Origin of the sequence: Microbacterium sp. BF1, assembly GCF_019279095.1 — a bacterium.
In the GTDB taxonomy this organism is placed as follows: Bacteria; Actinomycetota; Actinomycetes; order Actinomycetales; family Microbacteriaceae; genus Microbacterium; species Microbacterium maritypicum.
Genome location: NZ_JAGYWT010000807.1, coordinates 1 through 665, shown reverse-complemented (window position 1 = coordinate 665; position 665 = coordinate 1). Strand labels below are relative to the sequence as shown.

The 665-nt window shown below is 70.2% G+C and carries 2 pseudogenes; one reads left to right on the top strand and one right to left on the bottom strand.

The features are described 5' to 3' along the window. A pseudogene (locus KZA10_RS16925) lies at positions 1-213 on the bottom strand (diaminopimelate decarboxylase); the annotation flags it as partial. A gap of 195 nt (positions 214-408) precedes the next feature. On the opposite strand from KZA10_RS16925, the pseudogene KZA10_RS16920 reads away from it, so the two are divergent. Beyond that, a pseudogene (locus KZA10_RS16920) lies at positions 409-665 on the top strand (YihY/virulence factor BrkB family protein); the annotation flags it as partial.

The following is a 665-nucleotide window of genomic DNA, read 5'->3' as shown; positions in this document are numbered from 1 at the left end:
CCGCCGCGCACGGCCGCGCACCTCGTCCTCGTCGAGCACGAGCAGCGGGGTGCCGTAGGTGCGGGCGAGCGTGGTGGCGCTGACGCCCGCGATATCGATCGCACCATCGGCGTCGCGCGTCGCGGAGGCCGGCCAGACGCCGTCGGCGAGATCGTTCGCGTCTTCAGGGACGGCAAGCCATTCCGGAGCGAGCGAATCGGCAGGGAGAAGCACTGATCACCAATCGTGGGAAGGATCTCGGGCAGGGCGCGCACATCGAGGTTGACCCGATTCTAGGGCACCGGCCCCGCCACCTTCGTCACGGCGACGCGCGGCGTCAAGCCCCTGCATCCTGTCATCGTCGCCTCTTAGGGTGGGGTCGTGACGAACAGCGAAACACGAACAGACTCCCCGGCGCGTCCGGGTCTCATCGCGCGCATCACCGGGCCGCTGATCGCCTGGGCGCTCGCACGTCGCCCGGTGCGCGCTGCGCTGCTGTACATCGAACGCCGCGGCCCCATGCTCGCCGACAGCGTCACGTACCGCGCGCTCTTCAGCGTGTTCGCCGGCGTGCTGCTGGGCTTCTCGATCGCTGCACTCTGGCTCGCCGGGAACCCGGTCGCGTGGCAGGCGATCATCGACGCGGTGCAGTCGGCGGTGCCGGGGCTGATCGGCGAGGACGGTGT